Genomic DNA, 22,396 nt, shown 5'->3' with positions numbered 1-22,396 from the left:
CCGGAAGTTGACCGGAGTTGGCCCTGACCACGCGTGTTCAAGCGGTCACGGGGCGGGCAAGGGCCACGTGACGGCGTACGGGGACGCCTGTGGGACGCGGCAGGACCGGTGCACGCCATGCGTCCGAACAGGTTGCGACACACCACGGGAGAGCAAGGGGGATCCACTGTGACCGAGCCCGGGGACGGCGACGCACCCGCCGATCTGCAGCTGACATCGGCGGAATGGAGCATGTGGCAGGCCTTCCGCAACGGCAGCACCTGTGATCTGCACATCGGCGACCCGGCCCGCGACGATCCGCACGGGCAGCATCTGTGGGGCCCGGAGCGCCGGGTGCGGGCCAGGGTCGTGGCGTTACTGCTGCTCGACGGGCCGCCGCCGCAACCGGGGCGGGTCTCCGCGCTGGAGCTCACCGGCGCGTACATCACGGACACTCTCGACCTTGCGGGCGGCACGATCAAGCCATTCGTGGAGCTGCGGGACTGCCGCTTCGAGGCCGAGGTGGTGCTGCCGGAGAGCCGGTTCACCACGCTGCGGATGGTGAACTGCGCGATACCCCGGCTGGAGGCGGCCCGGCTGCACACCGAGGGCGATCTCCATCTGCCGCGCTGTGTGGTGCACTCCGGCGTCCGGCTCACCGACGCGCACATCGGCACGGACCTGATGCTCAACCAGACCGTGGTGCACAAGGACCGGCAGGGCCGGTCCATCACGGCGGACGGGATGACCGTCGCCCAGGACCTGCAGGCCGAGATGATGGAGTCCTACGGGGAGCTGTCGCTGCGCGGCGCCACCATCGGCGTGTCGCTGAGCCTGCGGGGCAGCCGTCTGAGCAACCCCTTCGGCCGGCGGGCGCTGAACGCCCCGCAGCTGACCGTCGAGCGCACCCTCTATCTGACCGCCGCGGGCCTGGCCAACTCGCCGTTCTCCAGCAGCGCCACTCCCCCGTACGGCACCGCCCACACCCCCTCGCGCGGTACCCGTATGCAGCGCTTCGAGTGCGAGGGCGGGATGCGGCTGGACGACGGGCGGTTCGGCGACGCGGTCGACTTTGAGCACGCCCGGTTCATCATGGAGTCCGACCAGGAGCTGTCGCTGCGCCGCATCCAGACGCCCGAGCTGCGCTTCCTGTGCGACCGGCCGCAGCGCGGCCGGGTGATCCTCTCCGGTGCCCGGGTCGTCAACCTCATCGACAAATCGGCGAGCTGGCCGGGGCTCGGCGGGCTGTGGATGGCCGGCTTCGCCTACGAGACGCTGATCCCGCGCGGCCCCTTCCCGCTGGCGCTGCGGCTGCAGTGGGTGGCCGCGGCGACCCCGGAGTACGCGCCCGAGCCGTACGAGATGCTGGCCGCCTCGCTGCGCACCACCGGCGAGGACGCGGACGCCCGCGAGGTCCTGCTCGCCAAACAGCGCCGCCGCCGCGAGACGCTGCCGCTGGCGGCCAAGGCCTGGGGCTTCCTCCAGGACTGGACGGTGGCCTACGGCTACCGCCCGGGACGGGCCGCGGTGTGGATGGCCATCCTGTGGGCGATCGGCACGGCCTACTTCTCGATGTCCCCGCCCCCGCCCCTCAAGGCGGGCGAGGCCCCGCCCTGGAACCCCTACCTCTACTCCCTGGACCTCCTCCTGCCGGTGATCGACCTCAACCAGAGCGCCGCGTGGAAACCGGGCGGCGGCGCGCAGTGGGTGGCCGCCGTCCTGATCCTGGCGGGCTGGGTGCTGGCCACGACGGTGGCGGCGGGGGCGTCGCGGCTTTTGCGGCGGCAGTAGCGGAGGCTGGGGCTTCCCACGTTTTCGGCTCTCCCGCCGTGGGGGTTGCTCGCCGTTTGTCGCCCGCTGGCGCGGTGCGCTCGCCGTGGCGCCTGGCGGCGGGCGGTGCCGCTGCGCGGGGCTGTCGGGGTGCGGTGACGCCCCTCCGGACTCCGTCCTGCGGTGCGTCCCCTCCCGTGAGTGGGTGGTAGAGGGCCGGTGGGGGCTGAGCTTGGGCGTGCACCCGCCCGCCCACGTGCACCCACCACCGGCTTCTCCCCACACACCTGCCCCGGAGGCCCGTCACCGCACCCACAGCCCCGCGCAGCGGACCCCGCCCGCCGCCAGGCGCCACGGCGGGAAAGCCAAAGACGAGGCGGAGGCAGAGCGCAGCAGCCCGCCGCCAGGCGCGAGGCGCGAGGGCGGCAACCCCACGGCGGGGCAGCCCGCCGACGAATACCCGCCCACATGGGAGCACAGCCCAGCGCAGCGTCTAGGCTTACGGGCTGTGACCTCCCTGCGCCTACCGCTCTTCCCGCTGAACTCGGTGCTGTTCCCGGGACTCGTGCTCCCGCTGAACGTCTTCGAGGCGCGGTACCGGGCGATGATGCGTGATCTGAGCGCGGTGCCCGAGGACGACCGCCGCTTCGCCGTGATCGCGATCCGGGACGGCCGCGAGGTCGCCCCCACCGCGCAGGGCATGCCGGACGATGCCACCCTGCCGTCCGCTGACGGCCCCGCGGCGGGCTTCGGCGACGACCCGATACAGGCGTTCCACGCCGTGGGCTGTATCGCCGACGCGGCGACCATCCGGGAGAAGTCGGACGACGACGACACCGGCTACGAGGTCCTGGCCACCGGCACCACCCGCTTCCGGCTGCTGTCGGTGGACGCCTCGGGGCCGTATCTGACCGGCGAGCTGGAGGAGCTGGAGGACGGCGACGGAGAGGGCGCGGGCGCGCTCGCCTCGGGCGTCGTACGGGCCTTCCGTACCTACCAGAAGCGGCTGGCCTGGGCGAACGAGCGGACCCTGTCGAGCGGGCAGGACCTGCCCGCCGATCCGTCGGTGCTGTCCTATCTGGTCGCCGCGGCGGCCGTGCTGGACGTCCCCGCCAAGCAGCGGCTGCTGGAGGCACCGGACACCGCGTCCCGGCTGGGGCAGGAGCTGAAACTCCTTCGCCAGGAATCGGCGCTGCTCGGTAAGCTCCCGTCGCTGCCGGCGGTGGACCTGACCCGGCAGCCGACGAGCCCCAACTGACCGACCGGCCGCACCCGGACGACCGCAGTGTCCGGACCCGCCGGCCCGACCCCACGCGAGGCACGAAGACGGTGGCGAAGAAGTCCAGGAAATCCGTCGGCACCCCTGCCACGGTCGCCCTCACCACGGCGGGCGTCCCGTTCACCACGCACTCCTACGAGCACGACCCGGCCGCCCCGTCGTACGGGGAGGAGGCCGCCCAGGCTCTCGGCGTCGCGCCCGAGCAGGTGTTCAAGACGCTGCTGGCGGATGTCGACGGCGCGTTGACGGTGGCCGTGGTCCCGGTGTCGGGGTCGTTGGACCTCAAGGCGCTGGCGGCGGCGGTGGGCGGCAAGCGGGCCACGATGGCCGACCCGGCGGCGGCCGAGCGCAGCACGGGCTACGTCCGGGGCGGGATCTCCCCGCTGGGCCAGCGCAAACGGCTGCCCACGGTCGTGGACGCCTCGGCCGAGGGGCGGCCGACGGTCTGTGTGTCGGCGGGGCGGCGGGGCCTGGAGGTCGAGCTGTCGCCGGCGGATCTGGTGGCGCTCACGGGGGCGCGCCTCGCGCCGATCGCCCGCGACTGACGGCACCCCGCGACGGCTGACGGCACCGCGGCCGAAGGCTCCTCGGCAGCAGCCACCGCGACTGACGGCACCGCTGCCGACGGTACGAACGCGGGCGGGGCGGCCGGATGGCGGCCGCCCCGGAGATCCGCGCGGGTCAGCCCGCGGTGGGCGGCTGCTGTCCGGGGTGGTTCCCGTGAGCGTTGCGCTGGTCGTCGCCGTGACGGCCGTTGCGGTGATCGTCGCGCTGGTCGTCGCCGAGATGCTCGTCGCGGGGGTCGTCCCCGTGACGGTCGTTTTCGTGGTCGTCGCCGTGGCCGTCTCCGTGCCGGCCGTCGCCGTAGTCGTCCCCGCGCTGGTCGCCATGGTGGTCCTCGTGCTGCTCCCCGGGCCAGTGCGGCGCCTCCGGCTCCGGGTCGCGCGGGCCGAACAGCCCGGTCAGCGCGAGCTGGGTGAGCATCGCGGCGATCGGCCAGGCCAGCAGCGCGCCCTTGGCCTGCAGCCGCAGCGGGCCGTCGAAGGCCACCCCGGGGCCGACCTGCTTGGCGTGCGCGACCACGTCCGGGGTGGGGCCCAGCCACATGCCCGTCAGCCAGCCCAGCACCGCGCCGAGCAGTCCGCCCACGACCAGCGCCACGACCAGCGGAATCCCGCCGCGCCGGCGGAAGAGGAAGACCGCGGCGGTGGTGAGCACGCCGAAGCCGAGGGACAGCAGGACGAAGGTGCCGTCCGCGCCGATCGCCTCTTCGCCCTCGGTGTTCTTGAGGTAGACGTTGCGGGTGTCCGCGATCAGCGGGATGTGCGGCGCGAGCCAGTTCCACAGCAGGCCGAGCAGCACACCGGTCACCGCGACCGCCAGCGCGATCAGTGCGCCCTCGCGCAGTTCACGGGCCAGCTCGGGGCCGCCGAGGCCGCCGTGGTCGGCGACGGGCGCGGCCTCGGGGTGCTGCGGCTCGTCGGGCGGTTGGTTGTCGGGGGGCGTCAGCGGTGCGGTCACCCCGTCATCGTGCCAGGTGGGGCCGGTGGGAACGGAAGCAGGACGGCCGTTCGGTGTGGTGGACCCCGTCATCGGGCCGCCGCCCGGCGGTACGCCCAGGTGGCGAAGGCCAGCGAGAGCACCCCGACGGCCGCGCAGACGCCCAGGTCGGCGCAGACCGCGACCCAGTCGGGATGCGGGTCGAAGCTGCGTGCCATCGCCTCCACGCCGTAGGTCGAGGGCAGCAGATCGCGCGCCCAGCCGATCACCGCGGGCATCCGCTCGGCCGGCAGCACACCCAGCAGCAGCGCCGCCGACATCCCCAACTGGCCGCAGAGTGTGGCGAGTTCGGGGCGGGGGGCGAGCAGGCCGAGGGCCGCGCCGAGACCGGCCAGCGCCGCCCCGGCGAGCGGGAGCACGGCGGCCAGCACCCACAGGTGGGCCATCGGCAGCTGGAAGAGCACACAGCCGGTGACCGCGGTGACCACCGTCCCCGGCACGGTGAACGAGGCGTACGCGGCGGCGGCGCCGAGCACCACGGCGGCCGGCGGCACCGGCAGCGTCGCGTAGTGGTCGAGCCCGCCGCCGGCCCGCAGCTGGCCGAAGTACTGGGCGAGGAGGTTGAGCGCCACGAAGGCGACGACCAGCACGCTGGAGCCGGAGACCACGGACCGGGCCGGATCGCCGCCGTCGACCACCCCGCGCAGCAGGACCATGATCCCGATGGACTGGAAGGTGGCGACGAACAGCAGCGGGATCCGTGCGACCCGGGCCCGGGAGAGCTGGGCGCGGTAGACGGCCGCCAGCGCGGGCACCAGGCGGGCGCGCGGTGCCAGCGGCGCGGCCTCCTCGGGCCGTGCCCCGGCTTCCGGGACCGCCCCGGCCGCCGCCTGCACGGGAACCACACTCACGCTGTCACCACGCCTTCCTCGCTGCCCCCGTGGCAGTCCATACGTCCGCCGCACCGGTCCCGTTCATGTCCGTCACGCCTTGACCAGTCCCTCCGCCCGGCCCCCCAGGGCGAGGTACACATCCTCCAGGCTGGGCGTGGCCAGCGTGAAATCGTCCAGGGCCGCGAAGGCGGGGCCCGCGGTGACCGCGGCGACGGCGGACCGGGCCCGGTCGGCGGGCAGGCGCAGGGTCCAGCGGCGTCCCGAGGTGTGCGCGGCGGCTTCCAGGGCGGCGACCTCGGGCACCTCCAGCGGCGGGCGGTCACGCCACACCAGCTCCAGCCGGACCTCCTCGCTCACCATCTCCTTGAGCCCGCCGGGCGTGTCGCAGGCGATGACCCGGCCCCGGTCGATCACCGCGACCCGGTCGAGCACGCTCTCGGCCTCCAGCACGTTGTGGGTCACCAACACCACCGTGGCGCCGCGCTCGGCCCGGCGCCGGTCCACCGCGGCCCACACGGCGCGCCGGGCGACCGGGTCCATCCCGGTCGTCGGTTCGTCCAGCACCAGCAGCGGACGCTCGCCGATCAGCGCGGTGGCCAGGCAGGCCAGCCGCCGCTGCCCGCCGGACAGCTTCTTCAGCGCCCGTCCGGTGAGGGCGTCGAGGCCCAGCTCGCCGATCACCGCGTCCCGCTCGGCGCGCGCCTCGCGGGCGCCGAGGCCGCGCAGCCGGCCGGTGGTCTCCACGGCCAGCGCGACGGTCATCTCGTCCAGGGCGGTGGACTCCTGCCCCAGGTAGCCCAGCAGCCGGGCGGCCCGCTCCGGGTGGCGCACCAGGTCGTGGCCCAGTACGGAGATGCTGCCGGAGTCCGGGCGCAGCAGCCCGGTCAGCTGGCGGACCAGGGTGGACTTGCCGGCTCCGTTGGGGCCGAGCAGTCCGAAGATCTCGCCGCGGTGCACGTCCAGGGTGATGCCGTCGTTGGCGCGTACGGCGGATGCCCGTGCCGCCCCGCGGCGCCCGCGCATCGCGGGGTACGTCTTGACCAGGTCCCGCACGGCGCACACCGGCATTCCGCGCTCCACCTGTTTTGCGCCCGTCCTCACGAGCTATGAGGGTACGCGTCCCCGGCCCGCCTCCGGGCCGCGGGGCTCCACGGGCGGGCCGGGACGGGGGCTCCGGGGCCGGTCAGTCCCCGGCCGGGGCGTGCTCGGCGGCGGTCCGCAGGTCGACCTCGCGCCAGAATCCGGCCCGGATCGCATAGCGGTCGTGCTCGTCGATCTGGTCGTCCTTGTGGGCCAGCAGCCCGAACCGGGCGGCGTAGCGCAGCAGTTCACCGTCGATGCGGTGCGGGATGCGCGGGTACTCCGTGGACAGCTGCTGGAGGTGGGTGGTGTCGGAGAGCCGGTCGGTCCAGCGGCGGGCGAAGACCTGGCCGACCTCGAAGGGGTCGCCGCTGACGGCGGTGATGTCCTCCTCGCGGTCGGCCCAGCGCTGCTCGGCGCTGGTGAGCTGGGCGAGGGTGGGCAGGGCCGCGGTCTCGGAGGGTTCGCCGACCGGGCCGCCGCGCTCGACCCAGCCCTTGTCGGACGACCAGCGCAGGGTGGCACCGGCCGCGGGCGCCTGCGGGGCGGTGCCGCCGGGGCCCGCGGAGCCGCCCGGGCCCGCGATGCCCTGGCCCGCGGCGTGGGCGCGGCCGAGCCCGGCCAGGTCCTTGGGGGTGGGGACGCCCCGGGAGCCCGCGGCGCCGGGGTCGTCCGCGGCGGCCGGGGCGCTCGCGGTACCGGCCGGCGGCCGGGAGACGCCATTGGCGCTGTTGTGCTCGTGGGGGTGCTCGGCGGCTTCCGGGCCGGAGGCGGCGGCTGCCGCGGCTGCCGCGGCAGCGACCGCGGACTCGGGCAGCGGGGCGGAGAGGATCGCGGCGATCTCGGGGCGCGGTGCCGGCGGCGGGGCGCAGGGGCCGCCGAGTTCCTTGGCGCGGACCGCGCGGGTGATCCAGGTCCGGTCCAGCACCCGCCGCTCGTCGGCCTCGGCGACCAGGTCCTCGGACTGGTTGTAGTCGCCGTCGGCGGCCTGGACGGCCCAGAGGTGGACGGCGACGCCGTGCTCCTTGGCGGACATCAGGCCGGGCAGGAGGTCGCCGTCGCCGGTGACCAGGACGATGTCGGAGCAGGCGCGGTTACGGGCGAGTTCGGTCAGCTCGGCGTGCATGGCGGCGTCCACGCCCTTCTGCGCCCAGCGTCCGTCACTGCGGGTCAGGGCGCCGAGCCGGACGGTGACCCGGGGCATCACCCGCAGCCTGCGGTGCTCCGGTTGCGGGACGCGGTCGGGGGCGCCGTCGAACCAGTAGATCCGCAGCAGTGGGCGCTCGGTGTCCGCCTCGGCGCGCTGCCGCAGGCCCTGGATGAGGGCGGCGTGATCCACCGCGATCCGGGAACGGGCGGGCTCTCCGGCGAGCAGGCTCGCCGCGGCGCCGAGCAAATACCCGGCGTCCACCAGGACGACACAGCGATCCACGATCCACCCTCTTCCCTGAGGTGCTGATGTCCGGTCGCCCCCCGGCTCGGCCCGTGGCACGAGTTTTTCTTCGGTTGTCCTTCGAGTCTGCCCGACCGTGCGGGCGTTAACTGCCCGAACTCGATCTTCGGCGTGGCGGATTCGGCAAGAATCTTGAGTACAGCGTGTGATCAACCCTTTAACGCAGGGTAATTGCCCGAAATGCAGCGCTCTGTCCGTCGTGTAAGTCTGGTTCCGGCCCCGATCCCGGATTCCCCCTCAGGAGGCACGGTCATGGCCAAGGACAAGAAGCAGGACCGCAGTCAGCAGCAGAAGACGGCTTCCGCGGCCGAGCGCGGCGAGCAGGAAGCCCGGAAGTCGAGCCTGGAGGCACAGTCCCAGTCGCGATCGCAGGCGCAGGGCAGCCCGGCGGATGTTGCACGTAAGCACCAGCGGCGCTTCGGTCACAACTGATCTCAACTGTTCCACGCCGCACAGAGGTTGAGGGGCGCGTCCACTACGGGCGCGCCCCTCGGGTTAGGGCCTGTCGTCCGGGGCCCGGCCGTCTCGCGGCGTCCGGAGGCCGACGGCCGGTGGTCAGCCCGCCAGGCAGGACGGGCCGAGCAGCACCTTGAGGTCGCCGAACAGCGACGGGTCGGGCGTGACCCGGTGCCGGTCCAGCCGGAGCACGGTCGTCTTGCGCGCGCCCTGGAGCTTGATCCGCACCTCCGTGGAGCCACGGTGGCTGCTGAGCACCTCGCCCAGCTTCTCGACCATCGGCGGGGTGACCTTGACCGTCGGAATGGTGATCGTCACGGGGGCGTTGGTGCCGGCCTCCGAGAGGTCGGGGACCATCATCTCCATGGCCACCAGCCGCGGGATGTCCTCCCGCTTGTCGAGGCGGCCCTTGACGAAGACCACGGTGTCCTCGACGAGTTGGGTGGACACCAGCTGGTAGGTCGCCGGGAAGAACATGCAGTCGATGGAGCCGGCCAGGTCCTCGACGGTGGCGATCGCCCAGGCGTTGCCCTGCTTGGTCATCTTGCGCTGCAGGCCGGAGATGATGCCGCCGATGGTGACGATCGAACCGTCGGAGTAGTCACCGCCGGTCAGCTGGGCGATGGCGGCGTCCGCCTTGTCGGACAGCACGTGTTCCAGGCCGAAGAGCGGGTGGTCGGAGACGTAGAGGCCCAGCATCTCGCGCTCCTGGGCGAGGAGATAGGTCTTGTCCCACTCGATGTCCGAGAACTCGATGTCCAGCCCGAAGCCGGGCCCCTCGTCCGCACTGTCGTCGCCCATGCCGCCGAAGAGGTCGAACTGCCCCTCGGCCTCCTTGCGCTTGACCTGGACGACGTTGTCGATCATCGGTTCGTAGTGCGCCGTCAGGCCCTTGCGGGTGTGGCCCATCTCGTCGAAGGCACCGGCCTTGATCAGCGATTCGGTGGTGCGCTTGTTGCAGACGACCGCGTCGACCTTGTCGAGGTAGTCGGGGAAGGAGAGGTACTTTCCCTTCGCCTTGCGGCAGCGGATGATCGAGTCGACGACGTTCTGCCCGACGTTACGGACCGCGGTGAGGCCGAAGAGGATCACATCGTCGCCCTGGGCGGCGAAGTTGGCCTCGGACTCGTTGACGTTCGGCGGCAGCACCTTGATGCCCATGCGGCGGCATTCGTTCAGATAGACCGCCGACTTGTCCTTGTCGTCGCGCACGGAGGTCAGCAGCGCGGACATGTACTCGGCCGGGTAATTGGCCTTGAGGTAGGCGGTCCAGTAGGTGACCAGGCCGTACGCGGAGGAGTGCGCCTTGTTGAAGGCGTAGCCGGCGAAGGGGACCAGGACGTCCCACAGGGCCTGGATGGCCTGGTCGGAGAAGCCGTTCTTGCGGGCGCCCTCCTGGAAGAGGACGAAGTTCTTCGCCAGCTCCTCGGGCTTCTTCTTGCCCATGACGCGGCGGAGGATGTCGGCCTCGCCGAGGGAGTACCCGGCGATGATCTGGGCGGCCTTCTGCACCTGCTCCTGGTAGACGATGAGGCCGTGGGTGAGGCCGAGGACCTCCTTGAGGGGCTCCTCCAGCTCCGGGTGGATCGGGGTGATCTCCTGGAGGCCGTTCTTGCGCAGCGCGTAGTTGGTGTGCGAGTCCATGCCCATGGGGCCCGGGCGGTACAGCGCCGAGACGGCGGAAATGTCCTCGAAGTTGTCGGGCTTCATCAGCCGCAGCAGCGAGCGCATCGGGCCGCCGTCGAACTGGAAGACGCCGAGCGTGTCACCGCGGCAGAGCATTTCGTACGTCTTGGGGTCGTCCAGCGGGACGGTGAGCATCTCCAGCTCGACGCCCTTGTTCTTCCGCACCATCTTGACGGCGTCGTCCATGATGGTCAGGTTGCGCAGGCCCAGGAAGTCCATCTTGAGCAGGCCCAGCGACTCGCACTGGGGGTAGTCCCACTGCGTGATGGTGACGTTGTCGGTGTGCCGGACCCAGACCGGGGCGTGGTCGACGATGGGCTCGCTGGACATGATCACGCCGGCCGCGTGCACACCCATCTGCCGGACCAGGCCCTCGACGCCCTTGGCGGTGTCGATGACCTTCTTCACGTCCGGTTCGTTCTCGTACATCCCCCGGATCTCGCCCGCCTCGCTGTAGCGCGGGTGCTGGGGGTCGGTGATGCCGCTGAGGTCGATGCCCTTGCCGAGGACGTCGGCGGGCATGGCCTTGGTGAGGCGGTCGCCCATGGCGTACGGATAGCCCAGGACGCGCGCGGAGTCCTTGATGGCGTTCTTGGCCTTGATCTTGCCGTAGGTGCCGATCATGGCGACCTTGTCGGCGCCGTACTTTTCCGTGACATACCGGATGACTTCGACGCGCCTGCGCTCGTCGAAGTCGATGTCGACATCGGGCATGGAGACACGCTCGGGGTTGAGGAACCGCTCGAAGATCAGCCCGTGGGTGATCGGGTCGAGGTCGGTGATGCCCATGGCGTACGCCACGATCGAGCCGGCCGCGGAGCCACGGCCGGGCCCGACCGCGATGCCGTTGTTCTTGGCCCACATGATGAAGTCCGCGACGACGAGGAAGTAGCCGGGGAACCCCATCTGGATGATGATGTCCATCTCGTACTCGGCCTGCTTCTGCCGGTCCTCGGGGACCCCGTCCGGGAAGCGGCGCTGCATGCCGACCCGGACCTCCTCCTGGAACCAGGTGACCTCGGTGAAGCCCTGGGGGATGTCGAACTTCGGCATCAGGTCGCGCTTCTCGAACATCCCGCTGGTGTCGATCTGCTCGGCCACCAGGAAGGTGTTGGCGCAGCCCTGCTGCCAGGCGTCCGAGGAGTCGATGGCGTACATCTCGTCGGTGGACTTGAGGTAGTAGCCGGTGCCGTCGAAGCGGAAGCGGTCCGGGTCGGAGAGGTTCTTGCCGGTCTGGATGCACAGCAGGGCGTCGTGCGCCGTGGACTCGTGGGCGTAGGTGTAGTGCGAGTCGTTGGTGACCAGCGGGGGGATGTCGAGCTTCTTGCCGATCTCCAGCAGGCCGTCGCGGACCCGGCGCTCGATCTCGATGCCGTGGTCCATCAGCTCCAGGAAATACCGGTCCTTGCCGAAGATGTCCTGGTACTCGGAGGCGGACTTCAGCGCCTCGTCGAACTGGCCGAGCCGCAGCCGGGTCTGCAGCTCACCGGAGGGGCAGCCGGTGGAGGCGATCAGGCCCTCGGACCACTGGGCGATGGTCTCCTTGTCCATCCGCGGCCACTTCTGCAGCCAGCCCTCGGCGTACGCGTCCGAGGACAGCCGGAAGAGGTTGTGCAGACCGGTCTTGTTCGCCGCCCAGATCGTCTTGTGGGTGTAACCACCGGAACCGGAGACGTCATCGCGCTTCTGGTGCGGCTGGCCCCACTGGACCTTGCGCTTGAGCCGCCGCGACTCCGGCGCCACATACGCCTCGATGCCGATGATCGGCGTCACCCCGGCCTTCTGCGCCGAGTGGAAGAAGTCGTAGGCACCGTGGAGGTTGCCGTGGTCGGACATGGCGATATGCGTCATGTCCATCTCGTTGCACGCCTTGAACATGTCCGACAGCCGCGCCGCACCGTCCAGCAGTGAGTACTGGGTGTGGACATGCAGGTGCGTGAAGGGGGGCCTGGACGGGGCTGCCACGGCGGGGGACCTCCGGAAGGACGAAACGGCGCGAAGCGCCTTTGCGGGGGACGGCGGCCGGACGACCGGTGCGCGGTCGGCGGCGGACGGGTGAGACGGTCTCGAAGTCTACGACTCCCGACTGACAATCGGCGGGCACCGACGAGTAGCCTCGCGCGTTGTCAGTGGCAGATCCGCGACGGGTTCCGCCACGGATCTCCGTACCCCTTCCGCATCTCAGGAGGCACCCAGCGATGCCGTCCCAGCACGCCCCGGCGCAGGACGCCGAGCAGCGCGGCGAGGAAATCCTCGCCGTCTTCGACACCGCCTTCGGGGAGCTGCTCGCCGCCGACCCCGCAGCCTTCCGTGTGAAATTCCGGAAGATGGCCGCCTCCGCCTTCGCCTTCTACCGGGGCACGGCCTGCCTGTTCTACCGGGACCTGGAGGCCGCGCGGGACGACGACGGCAGGGACGGCGGCCCGTATCTGGACGAGCAGACCGGCCGGGTGTGGATCCACGGCGATCTGCACGCCGAGAACTTCGGCACGTACATGGACTCCACGGGCCGGCTGATCTTCAACGTCAACGACTTCGACGAGGCGTACGTCGGGCCGTTCACCTGGGACCTCAAGCGGTTCGCCGCCTCGGTCGCGCTGATCGGCTACGCCAAGGCGCTCAGCGACAAGCAGATCACCGACCTGGTGCGCACCTACGCCGCCGCCTACCGGGAGCGCATCCACGCGCTGGCCTCGGGGACGAAGAGCTCCGACCGGGACGAGCTGCCGCCCTTCACCCTGGACACCGCCGAGGGCCCGCTGCTCGGCGCGCTGCGCGACGCCCGCTCGCTGACCCGGTTCGGACTGCTGGACTCGATGACGGAGATCCGCGACTTCGAGCGCCGCTTCGCTCCGGGCGGCGGCAGCGTCGAACTGGACGCGGCGACCCGCTACAAGGTCCTCGCCGCCTTCGACGGCTATCTGGAGACGCTGCCGGAGTCGAGCCTGGACCGCCCGGACTCCTACCGCGTCAAGGACGTGGTGGGCCGCCGCGGCATCGGCATCGGCTCGGCCGGTCTGCCGTCGTACAACATCCTGCTCGAGGGCAACAGCGACGCCCTGGAGAACGATGTGGTGATCTACATGAAGCAGGCCCAGACCCCGGCCGTCTCCCGGCACATCACCGACCCCGCGGTCCGCGGCTACTTCCAGCACGAGGGCCACCGCACGGTGATCTCGCAGCGTGCCCTGCAGGACCACGCCGACCCGTGGCTGGGCTGGACCGAACTGGACGGCGCGGGCCAGCTGGTCGCCGAGATCTCGCCGTACGCGGTCGACCTGGACTGGTCGGACATCGACGACCCGGAGGAGATCGCGGCCGTGGTCGCCGACCTGGGCCGGGCCACCGCGACCATGCACGCCGCCGCGGACGACGAGAGCGGCCACTCGCTGGTGCCGTTCTCGACGGAGCGGGCCATCGACGCGGCCATCGCCGCCGACGAGGACGGCTTCGCCTCGTTGCTGGTCGACTTCGCGCACTCCTACGGCGCCCGCGCCCGTCATGACCACCAGATCTTCGTGGACCTCTTCCGCAACGGGCAGATCCCGGGACTGTAGGGCGGATTCCGGTTCTGCGGGACCGGTCCCGGACCTCAAAGGCGGGCAGCACTGGGAGCGCCGCCGCATGCCGTACGCACCGTATGCACCGGTGCGTACGGCTTCGGACCCCCTTAGCCGCCGCTTATCCCGGCCCATGGCACACTCGGCTGCAATGGACATCTCGGCGGCACACCTGCGGGCACTGCGCGCGGCGCTTTTCACGGCGCTGTGCGTGACGCTCTCCGCGGGGTCGCACGTCCTGCTGTCCCGTATGCCGCTGCCGCTGAGCCTGGTCACCGCGCTCAGCGCCGCCGTGTTCGCCCTCGCCTATGCGCTGGCCGGCCGGGAGCGCGGCTTCTGGCGGATCGCGTCGCTGCTGGTCCCCCTGGAGCTGGCCGCCGATCTGGCCTTCAGCGTGGGGCAGCACACCTGTTACGGAGCGGCCGGCGGCCCGGTCGCCGGTCCGCTGCGCTCACTGGGCGTGGATCTGCTGTGCGGCGGCGACCCCGTCGGTGCGCCGCTCGCACGGCTGTCGCCCCAGGACACCGCGCCCGTGGTCACCTGGCTCGTCCTGCTCGCGGCGCATGTGGGCACCGGACTGCTGGCGGCGGGCTGGCTGCGCCGCGGCGAACGAGCGCTGCACCAGCTGCTGGGCGCGGTCGCGGGCTTCGCCTTCCGCCCGCTGCTGATCGCCGTCGCGGTCGTCGTCGCCGGCGCCGCACCGCGCCGCCCGGTGCCCGCCCCCGTACGGCCCGGGCGCCCCGCCCGCGCCGTCCCCCTGCTCGTGCACTGCGTCGTGCGCCGTGGACCGCCCTGCGCACTGGCCGCGTAGACCTTCGGCCGCGCGGCCCGCGTACGCCCGCACCAGGTGCGTACGCCGTCGACCGCACTATCTCCCGTCTCACGGATCTTCACAGAGCAGGAAACAGCCATGAGCAACCGCAACAACCAGGCCAACAAGCAGGCAGCGCGCGAGCGGCTGCGCGCCGAGCGTGAGCGGCAGGCGAAGAAGGACAAGATCCGCCGGCAGCTGATCGTCGGCGGTGCGATCGTCGGCGTCCTGGCGATCGCCGGCGGTATCGGGGTGGCGGTCTCCTCCATGGACGGCGGCAGCGGCTCCGCGTCCGCCGGGGACAGCACCGACTGGGCGAAGGCCGCGAAGGCCCCGCTGACCAAGCCCCACAACACCAGCGGCAAGAACGGCACCACGGTCGTCGTCGGCAAGAAGGACGCCAAGAACACCCTGAACCTCTTCGAGGACCCGCGCTGCCCCGGCTGCGCGGCCTTCGAGCAGACGGTGGGCGCCACCGTCGAGAAGGACATCAAGGACGGCAAGTACAAGGCGTCCTACCACCTGGGCACCTTCCTCGACGCCAACCTCAAGGGCACCGGCTCCAAGAACGCGCTGAGCGCACTGGGCGCCGCCCTCGACGTCAGCCCGGACGCCTTCCTGAAGTACAAGTACGCGCTGTACTCGAAGGAGTTCCACCCGGACGAGACCGGCCCGGACAAGTTCGCCGACGACAGCTACCTGATCAAGGTCGCCGACACCATCCCGGCGCTCAAGGGCAACGCGGCCTTCCAGAAGGCCGTCAAGTCGGGCACGTACGACCGGTGGGCGATGGAGATGTCCGACGCCTTCAGCGCGGTCAAGGACGTCACCAGCACCCCGACGATCAAGCTCAACGACACGGTGCTGGGCACGGACAGCCCGCAGGGCAAGGTGGCGCCGTCCAGCGTGGCCGCCTTCAACTCCATGGTGGACAAGGCCCTGAAGAAGTGACGCGGGCGGCCCGGCCGGTGGCCGGGCCGCGTGCCGTACCCCGCGGCCGGCGTGCTCCGTGCACGCCGGCCGATGCCAAATCTTGACCTGGGCTGATGCCGTGCACATGGCAGACTCCCGTCATGCAGGCGACGGGAATACGCCCCGGGGCCCGGCCGGCGGCCGCGCCGGGAGTTCAGCTCAGGGCGCTGCGGGCGGCGCTGTTCACCGCGCTGTGCACCGCCCTGTCCACGGCCTCCCATGTGCTGCTCTCGCACCACCCGTTACCGCCCGCTCCGGTCCTCGCGATCTGCGCCGGGGTCTTCGCCGCGACCTATGCGCTGACCGGCAGGGAGCGCGGATTCGGCGCCGTCGCCGCGCTCCTGGTGCCGCTGGAACTGGCCGCCGACACCGTCTTCACCGCCGGGCAGCACACCTGTTACGGGCCGGCCGGCGGCCCGGTCACCGGCCCGCTGCGCTCGGTCGGCGTCGAACTGCTGTGCCGGGGCGGCGAATGGGGCACTCCGCTGGCCCGGGCGGCCGCCCCTCCGGTCGCGCCCCTGCCGCCGGCCGTCCCGGCGGCGGCCCCCTGGCTGCTGCTCGCCGCCCATGTCGCGGTCGGCCTGCTCGCCGCGGCCTGGCTGCACCGCGGTGATGCCGCGCTGGACGCCCTGTTGCGCGCCGCCGCGGCCGGCGCCTTCCGCCCCCTGCACACCGCGGCGGCGGTGCGCACCGCCGCCCCCGCCCCGCCCCGCCGGCAGATCCGGCCGCTGCACCCGCTGCCGCCGGCCCGCCCGCTCCCCCTCCTCGTGCACTGCGTACGGCGCCGCGGCCCGCCCCGCCCGGCCGGCGCCTGACCAGCACACAGCAACCGGCACGACCTCGAGGGGACCCCACCACCCATGAGCAACCGCAACAACCTGGCCCACAAGACCGCGGCCCGCGAACGCATCCGGGCCGAGCGGGAACGCCAGAAGAAGAAGGAGAAGCTGCGCCGCCAACTGACCGCGGCGGGCGCGGTGATCGGCGTCCTGGCGGTGGCCGGCGGCATCGGCTACTTCGTGATGAAGGCCAACGAGCCCAAGGGCTGGGAGGCCGCCAAGGAGGCCCGGCTCGTCACGCCCGCGCACACCCAGGGCAAGAACGGCACCGAGATCCTGATAGGCGACAAGAACGCCAAGCAGACCCTGGAGGTCTTCGAGGACGTCCGCTGCCCGGCGTGCGCGGCCTTCGAGCAGAGCAGCGGCAAGCTCCTGGCCAAGGACATCGAAGACGGCCGGTACCGGGTCCGCTTCACCATGTACACCTTCATCGACGATGCCGGCGGCGGCGAGGGCTCGAAGAACGCGCTGAGCGCGCTCGGCGCGGCGCTGAACGTCAGCCCGGAGGCCTTCTTGAAGTACAAGTCGGCGCTGTACTCGGCCAAGTACCACCCCGACGAGCGCGAGGACCTGTACGCCAAGGACTCCGAACTGCTCAAGGTCGCCGGCGAGGTGCCGGAGCTGAAGAACGACAAGGCGTTCGCCACGGCGGTCAAGAAGGGCACCTACGACCGCTGGGCGATGGAGATGACCGCGCTGTTCGGCCGCAAGGGCGTCAAGGGCACGCCAGGGTTCATGCACGGCGACAAGAAGCTGGTGCTGCCGCCGGTCCCGCAGCAGCAGATGACGCAGGCGCAGTACAACCAGCTGGCGCAGGCCAACTTCAAGAAGATGATCGACAAGGAGTTCGGCCCGGCGAAGGGACAGACCCAAGGGGACGGGGGCAAGGGCGGCAGCACGGGCGAAGGTGGCGCGAACGGCATCCGCGAGGGCGAAAAGGATCCCTCGGGCGCCCACTGAGTGCCTTTCGGACAACGGGCGGGCGAATTCCCGGAGTTATCGGAATTCGCCCTCCCGGGTTCGTTTACCGGCCAGTAAGGTGATCGGCCGTGACCGATCATGACCAGATCTCGCGCCGCACAGCCGTCACGGCCGTAGCCGCCACCGCCGCCCTTCTGCCGTTCGCCGGCGCCGCCACCGCACACGCCCAGGGGGCCGCGGCCCAGGACTCGTTCTTTCAGCACGGAGTCGCCTCCGGGGACCCGCTCCCGGACGGCGTCCTGCTGTGGACCCGGGTCACGCCGACCGCGTCGGCGACCCCCGGCTCCGGCCGCGGACCGGCCACCAAGGTGAGCTGGCAGGTGGCGAGCGACAAGAACTTCACGTCCGTGGTCGCCCGGGGGAACCTGACCACCTCTGCCGCCAGTGACCACACCGTCAAGGCGGACGTCCGCGGCCTGCACCCGGCCACCCACTACTACTACCGCTTCACCGTCGACGGTCAGCACTCCCCCGTCGGCCGGACCCGTACCGCCCCCGCCCCCGACACCGCGGCCGGCAACATCCGCTTCGGCGTGGTCTCCTGTGCCAACTGGGAGTCCGGCTACTTCTCCCCCTACCGGCACCTGGCCGCCCGCACCGAACTGGACGCGGTGCTCCACGTCGGCGACTACCTCTACGAGTACAAGTCCGGTGAGTACCCGGAGTTCAAGTACGTCGTCCGCCCGCACACCCCCGCCCACGAGCTGCTGACGCTCGCCGACTACCGCATCCGGCACGGCGTCCACAAGACCGACCCGGACGCGATGGCCATGCACGCCACGCACCCGGTCATCGCCATGTGGGACGACCACGAGTTCGCCGACAACGCCTGGAAGGGCGGCGCGGTGAACCACACCCCGGAGACCGAGGGCCCCTGGTCCGCGCGGATGGCCGCCGCGAAGCAGGCCTACTTCGAGTGGATGCCGGTGCGCCCCTCGATCGCCGGCACCACCTACCGCAGGCTGCGCTTCGGCACCCTCGCCGATCTGCACCTGCTGGACCTGCGGTCGTTCCGTGACGCCCAGGCCAAGCCGGGCAGCGGTGCGGTCGACGACCCGAGCCGTACGATCACCGGGCGGGCGCAGCTGGACTGGCTCAAGTCCGGACTGGAGCGCTCGGACACCGCCTGGCGGCTGGTCGGCACCTCGGTGATGATCTCGCAGGTCGCCTTCGGCGCCGTCCCCGCGAAGCTGCTGGGCCCGCTCGCCGAGATCCTCGGGATACCCAAGGAGGGCCTGGCGATCAACACCGACCAGTGGGACGGCTACACCGACGACCGCCGCGAACTGCTGAGCCACCTCAGCGACCGCGGCATCGACAACACGGTGTTCCTGACCGGCGACATCCACATGGCCTGGGCCAACGAGGTGCCGCTCCAGGCAGCGACCTACCCCGCCGACCGCGCGGTGGCGACGGAGTTCGTGGTCACCTCCGTCACCTCCGACAACGTGGACGACTTCCTGCACGTCGCCCCGCACACCGTCTCGCTGGCCGGGGTCGCCGCCATCAAGGCCGCCAACCGCCATGTGAAGTGGCTGGACATGGACTCGCACGGCTACGGGGTCCTGGACATCGACGCCCAGCGGACGCAGATGGACTACTTCGGCATCTCCGACAAGACCGATCCGAACGCCACCAGCACCCTGCTGCGCTCGTACCTCACCCGGTCCGGCAGCCAGCAGGTGGAGCGCGCGGACCAGCCGCTCGTCTAGGGGAAGCCCGCCCGGGTCCGCCCGGCCCGCCGGCTCACAGCTCCGCGAGGAAGCCCAGCGCCACCTTCCAGGCGCTCTCGGCGGCCTCCGCGTCGTAGTCGGGCAGATCGGGATCGGTGAAGAGGTGGCCGGCGCCGGCGTAGCGGAAGACCTCTACGTCCGCGCCGGCCCGGCGCATCTGCAGGTACCAGGCGTTCAGCCAGTCGTGCGGCTCGTACGGGTCCGGGTCGGCGACATGCAGCTGCACCGGCAGGTCGTCGGCGACGGTGCCCTCCGCGATGTCCGAGGTGCCGTGCAGCAGAAGCAGCCCGCGGGTCCGCTCGTCGCCGAGTGCGAGGTTCTGCGCGACCGAGCCGCCGAAGGAGAAACCGGCATAGACCAGTCCGCGGTCGGAGTAGGGCGCGACGGCCGTGATGGCCCGCTTGAGCAGTTCCTCCTTGCCGATCTCGTCCTTGATGAGAATGCCGTCCGGGACGGAGTCGGCGGTCCGGCCGTCGAACAGATCGGGGACGATCACCTCGTGCCCCGCGGCGCGCAGCCGGTCCGCGGCCGCGTGCACCGCGGAACGCAGCCCGCACACCGAATGGAACAGCACAATCGTCGAAAGTCCGCTGGTCGGGGACTCGGAGGCGGCCGGCACTGACATCACTTCCCTGGGGTTGGATCGATCTCGCCCCATCCTGCCAGTTACGGTCACCAGGACCGGGTACCAGCACACCACAGCCCCTCGCACCCCACGGAGGAGGAGTCCCGTGTCCTTGGAGGACGTCCTGCGTCCGGTCGTCGTCGTCGGCGGCGCCGTCCTGCTCGCCCTCGTTCTGGTCTGGCTCGCCGACCGGGCACTGGTCCGGATCGATGCCGGCCACCCGGAGACCCCCTTGTGGGGCCTGCTGCGCCGCTGCCGGATACCGCTGCAAGTGGTGCTCTGCGCGGCCCTGTTGCGCGGCTCGTTCGACCATACGGGCCTGGATTCCGTCGAGGAGCACGCGGCGGGCATCGGGCAGGCGCTGACCCTGGTCCTGATCGCGGCCACCGCCTGGCTGGTCGTCCGGGCCGCGGCGGCGATCGTCGAGTCCTCGTACTCGCGCTATGCGGCGGGCGCCCGGGACGCGGCGCGGGTGCGGCGGGTACGGACCCAGGTGACGCTGATCCAGCGGGTGGTGACGGCCGTGGTGATCGTCGTCGCGGCCGCCTCGATGCTGCTGACGTTCCCGGCGATGCGGGCGGTCGGCACCTCCATGCTGGCGTCGGCCGGGCTGCTGGGCATCGTCGCCGGTATCGCCGCCCAGTCCACCCTCGGCAACCTCTTCGCGGGCCTGCAGATCGCGTTCGGCGACATGGTGCGCATCGGGGACACCGTCGTCGTGGACGGCGAGTGGGGCACCGTCGAGGAGATCACGCTGACCTTTCTGACCGTGCGGACCTGGGACGAGCGCCGGATCACCATGCCGGTGTCGTACTTCACCGGCAAGCCCTTCGAGAACTGGTCGCGCGGCGGTGCGCAGATGACCGGCACGGTCCTCCTGCACCTCGACCACAGCGCACCGGTGGAGAAGATGCGCCAGCGGCTGCTGGAAATCCTCCAGGAGTGCCCGGAGTGGGACGGCAGGTCCTGGAGTCTGGTGGTCACCGACACCACACCCTCCACGATCGTGGTGCGTGCGCTGGTGACCGCCCGGGACTCGGACACCCTGTGGACGGTGCGGTGCGCGGTCCGCGAGCGGCTGCTGGAGTGGCTGGTGGCCGAACACGCCTACGCACTGCCGCGGATCACCACGGCGACGGCGCCGCCGGACAAGTCCTAGAGGGGAGCCCCCCTGTCAGGGAGTGCCCCGCAGGCTGCGCATGTCCAGATGGCGCAGCACCCGGTCGACGATCTCCGGGTCCGCGCCCGGTTCACTGCGCGCCGCCAGCACCTCGTGCCGGGCGGCCGACAGCATCTCGCCCTGGATGCGGTGCACCTTCTTCAGGCGGGTGATGCGCTTGTCGAAGAGCTCGCGCCGCTCGTCGTCGACGATGTCCGGCGCGATCCGGGCACCGATGTCGTGGGCGCGGCGGGCCAGTTGCTCGCTGACCTCGTCGGGCAGCTCCTCGACCTCCAGGATCTCCTTCAGCCGCCGCTTGGACGCCTTGATCACCCGGATCGCCAGCTCCCGCTCCAGCGCGTCGACGGCATCGGTGTCGGCCCGTACCCGCAGCCGGCGCACCAGCCAGGGCAGGGTGAGGCCCTGGATCAGGAGGGTGCTGAGCACCACCGCGAAGGCGATGAAGAGGATGTCGTCGCGGACCGGGAAGTCATCGCCGCCGTCGACGCTGTACGGAATGGCCAGCGCCAGCGCCACCGAGGCCACCCCGCGCATCCCCGCCCACCACATGATGAGCGTCTCCCGCCAGCTCATCGGGATCTCTTCGTCGTAGTCGCGGCGCTTGTGCATCCGCTTGGCCAGCCAGGCGGCGGGCAGCAGCCACAGCAGGCGGACCCCGACGACCACCCCGACGACGGCGGCGCCGGCGCCGAGCAGCTGGCCCCAGCGGTGGGAGGCCGCCCCGAAGATGTTGTGCAGCTCCAGGCCGATCAGCCCGAAGGCGACACCGGTGACGAGGGTGTCGACGACCTCCCAGAAGGTGTAGCCGGCGAGCCGTCCCATCACATCGTCCGGGTCGACCGCGTACTCAGCCAGGAACAGCGCGCAGGTCAGCACCGCCAGTACCCCGGAGCCGCGGAAATTCTCCGCCAGGACGTACGCGACGAACGGCACCAGCAGTGTCAGACCGATCTGCAGGGTCGGGTCACCGAGCAGCCCCATCAGCTTGTTGGTGAGCCAGCCGAGCCCCAGGCCGACCGCTATGGCGACCACCGCGGAAAGCACCAGCGAGCCGACCGCGGCGGGCACCGAGAAGGTTCCGCTGACCGCCGCGGCGAGCGCGACGTGGTACAGCACGATGGCGGTGACGTCGTTGAACAGCCCCTCGCCCTCCAGGATCGACACCAGCCGGCGGGGCAACCCGAGCTTGCCGGCGACGGCCGTCGCGGCCACCGGGTCGGGCGGGGCGACCAGCGCGCCGAGCACCACCGCCGCGGCCACCGGCATCCCCGGCACCACCGCCTGGGCGACGGCGGCGACCGCGGCGGTGGTGGCGAAGACCAGCGCCACGGCGAGCAGGAAGATCGGCCGGACGTTGGCGGTGAACTGCCGCCAGGAGGTGCGCTGCACCGCCGCGTAGAGCAGCGGCGGCAGCACCACCGGCAGGATGAACTCCGGCGGCACCTCGACGTTGGGCACGAACGGCAGCAGTGCCAGCACGGCGCCGACGAGGGTCATCAGCACCGGCGACGGGAGTCCCAGCCGGTCGCCGACCGGAACCATGACCACGGCTCCGAGCAGCAGGACGAACATCAGAGCCAGCTGGTCCACGGTGGCTAC

17 protein-coding genes and 1 pseudogene are annotated in these 22,396 nt (G+C 71.5%); 11 read left to right on the top strand and 7 right to left on the bottom strand.

The window, feature by feature from the left end:
* Positions 1-168: 168 nt before the first annotated feature.
* The 3 genes from D9V36_RS32370 (at position 169) to ybaK (ending at position 3,573) form a co-directional block, all read left to right on the top strand.
* Complete coding sequence (locus D9V36_RS32370) at positions 169-1,770, top strand: oxidoreductase (RefSeq protein WP_129296886.1); 1,602 nt, start codon at positions 169-171, stop codon at positions 1,768-1,770.
* 487 nt (positions 1,771-2,257) lie between these two features.
* Positions 2,258-3,007, top strand: coding sequence for an LON peptidase substrate-binding domain-containing protein (locus tag D9V36_RS32365; RefSeq protein WP_129296885.1), 750 nt, complete (start codon positions 2,258-2,260; stop codon positions 3,005-3,007).
* A 71-nt stretch (positions 3,008-3,078) separates the two neighbouring features.
* Positions 3,079-3,573, top strand: coding sequence for a Cys-tRNA(Pro) deacylase (gene ybaK, locus D9V36_RS32360; protein ID WP_129296884.1), 495 nt, complete (start codon positions 3,079-3,081; stop codon positions 3,571-3,573).
* A gap of 361 nt (positions 3,574-3,934) precedes the next feature.
* Here ybaK and D9V36_RS32355 read toward each other — a convergent pair.
* The 4 genes and pseudogenes from D9V36_RS32355 to D9V36_RS32340 all read right to left on the bottom strand — a co-directional run.
* Positions 3,935-4,549, bottom strand: a pseudogene (locus D9V36_RS32355) (ABC transporter permease); the annotation flags it as partial.
* A 68-nt stretch (positions 4,550-4,617) separates the two neighbouring features.
* Entirely contained in the window at positions 4,618-5,433 is an 816-nt protein-coding gene (locus D9V36_RS32350; protein ID WP_129298834.1) for an ABC transporter permease, read from the bottom strand.
* A gap of 78 nt (positions 5,434-5,511) precedes the next feature.
* Positions 5,512-6,489, bottom strand: a complete 978-nt coding sequence (locus D9V36_RS32345; RefSeq protein ID WP_129298835.1) for an ABC transporter ATP-binding protein — start codon at positions 6,487-6,489, stop codon at positions 5,512-5,514.
* A 115-nt stretch (positions 6,490-6,604) separates the two neighbouring features.
* Positions 6,605-7,933, bottom strand: coding sequence for an NYN domain-containing protein (locus D9V36_RS32340; protein ID WP_129296883.1), 1,329 nt, complete (start codon positions 7,931-7,933; stop codon positions 6,605-6,607).
* Between the two features lie 273 nt (positions 7,934-8,206).
* On the opposite strand from D9V36_RS32340, the gene D9V36_RS32335 reads away from it, so the two are divergent.
* Positions 8,207-8,386: a hypothetical protein gene (locus D9V36_RS32335; protein ID WP_129296882.1), complete on the top strand. Its 180-nt coding sequence runs from the start codon at positions 8,207-8,209 to the stop codon at positions 8,384-8,386.
* A gap of 123 nt (positions 8,387-8,509) precedes the next feature.
* Here the strand turns inward: D9V36_RS32335 and dnaE are convergent, their stop codons facing one another.
* Positions 8,510-12,061: a DNA polymerase III subunit alpha gene (gene dnaE, locus D9V36_RS32330; protein WP_129296881.1), complete on the bottom strand. Its 3,552-nt coding sequence runs from the start codon at positions 12,059-12,061 to the stop codon at positions 8,510-8,512.
* Positions 12,062-12,294: 233 nt separating this feature from the next.
* On the opposite strand from dnaE, the gene D9V36_RS32325 reads away from it, so the two are divergent.
* The 6 genes from D9V36_RS32325 to D9V36_RS32300 all read left to right on the top strand — a co-directional run bounded on the left by D9V36_RS32325 (position 12,295) and on the right by D9V36_RS32300 (position 18,971).
* Positions 12,295-13,653: a DUF2252 domain-containing protein gene (locus tag D9V36_RS32325; RefSeq protein ID WP_129296880.1), complete on the top strand. Its 1,359-nt coding sequence runs from the start codon at positions 12,295-12,297 to the stop codon at positions 13,651-13,653.
* A gap of 154 nt (positions 13,654-13,807) precedes the next feature.
* Positions 13,808-14,467, top strand: a complete 660-nt coding sequence (locus D9V36_RS32320) for a hypothetical protein (RefSeq protein WP_129296879.1) — start codon at positions 13,808-13,810, stop codon at positions 14,465-14,467.
* A 99-nt stretch (positions 14,468-14,566) separates the two neighbouring features.
* Positions 14,567-15,418 carry a thioredoxin domain-containing protein gene (locus tag D9V36_RS32315; RefSeq protein ID WP_129296878.1) on the top strand — a complete coding sequence of 284 codons (852 nt, stop codon included), beginning with the start codon at positions 14,567-14,569 and terminating at the stop codon, positions 15,416-15,418.
* A gap of 122 nt (positions 15,419-15,540) precedes the next feature.
* Entirely contained in the window at positions 15,541-16,254 is a 714-nt protein-coding gene (locus D9V36_RS32310) for a hypothetical protein (protein ID WP_129296877.1), read from the top strand.
* Between the two features lie 45 nt (positions 16,255-16,299).
* A complete protein-coding gene (locus D9V36_RS32305) occupies positions 16,300-17,238 on the top strand; it encodes a thioredoxin domain-containing protein (RefSeq protein ID WP_129296876.1) in 939 nt (312 codons plus the stop codon).
* Positions 17,239-17,327: 89 nt separating this feature from the next.
* Positions 17,328-18,971: an alkaline phosphatase D family protein gene (locus D9V36_RS32300; protein WP_129296875.1), complete on the top strand. Its 1,644-nt coding sequence runs from the start codon at positions 17,328-17,330 to the stop codon at positions 18,969-18,971.
* Between the two features lie 34 nt (positions 18,972-19,005).
* On the opposite strand, the gene D9V36_RS32295 is transcribed toward D9V36_RS32300, so the two are convergent.
* Positions 19,006-19,617, bottom strand: coding sequence for a dienelactone hydrolase family protein (locus D9V36_RS32295; RefSeq protein ID WP_206739759.1), 612 nt, complete (start codon positions 19,615-19,617; stop codon positions 19,006-19,008).
* A 112-nt stretch (positions 19,618-19,729) separates the two neighbouring features.
* Between D9V36_RS32295 and D9V36_RS32290 the strand changes: the two genes are divergently transcribed.
* Positions 19,730-20,776: a mechanosensitive ion channel family protein gene (locus tag D9V36_RS32290; RefSeq protein ID WP_129298833.1), complete on the top strand. Its 1,047-nt coding sequence runs from the start codon at positions 19,730-19,732 to the stop codon at positions 20,774-20,776.
* A gap of 15 nt (positions 20,777-20,791) precedes the next feature.
* Here the strand turns inward: D9V36_RS32290 and D9V36_RS32285 are convergent, their stop codons facing one another.
* A complete protein-coding gene (locus D9V36_RS32285; RefSeq protein ID WP_381651981.1) occupies positions 20,792-22,369 on the bottom strand; it encodes a Na+/H+ antiporter in 1,578 nt (525 codons plus the stop codon).
* Between the last annotated feature and the right edge of the window lie 27 nt (positions 22,370-22,396).

This window comes from Streptomyces lydicus, assembly GCF_004125265.1.
GTDB classification, from domain to species: Bacteria; Actinomycetota; Actinomycetes; order Streptomycetales; family Streptomycetaceae; genus Streptomyces; species Streptomyces lydicus_C.
Note: the sequence above shows the minus strand (reverse complement) of the source record. Positions and strands in the feature narration are given on the sequence as shown.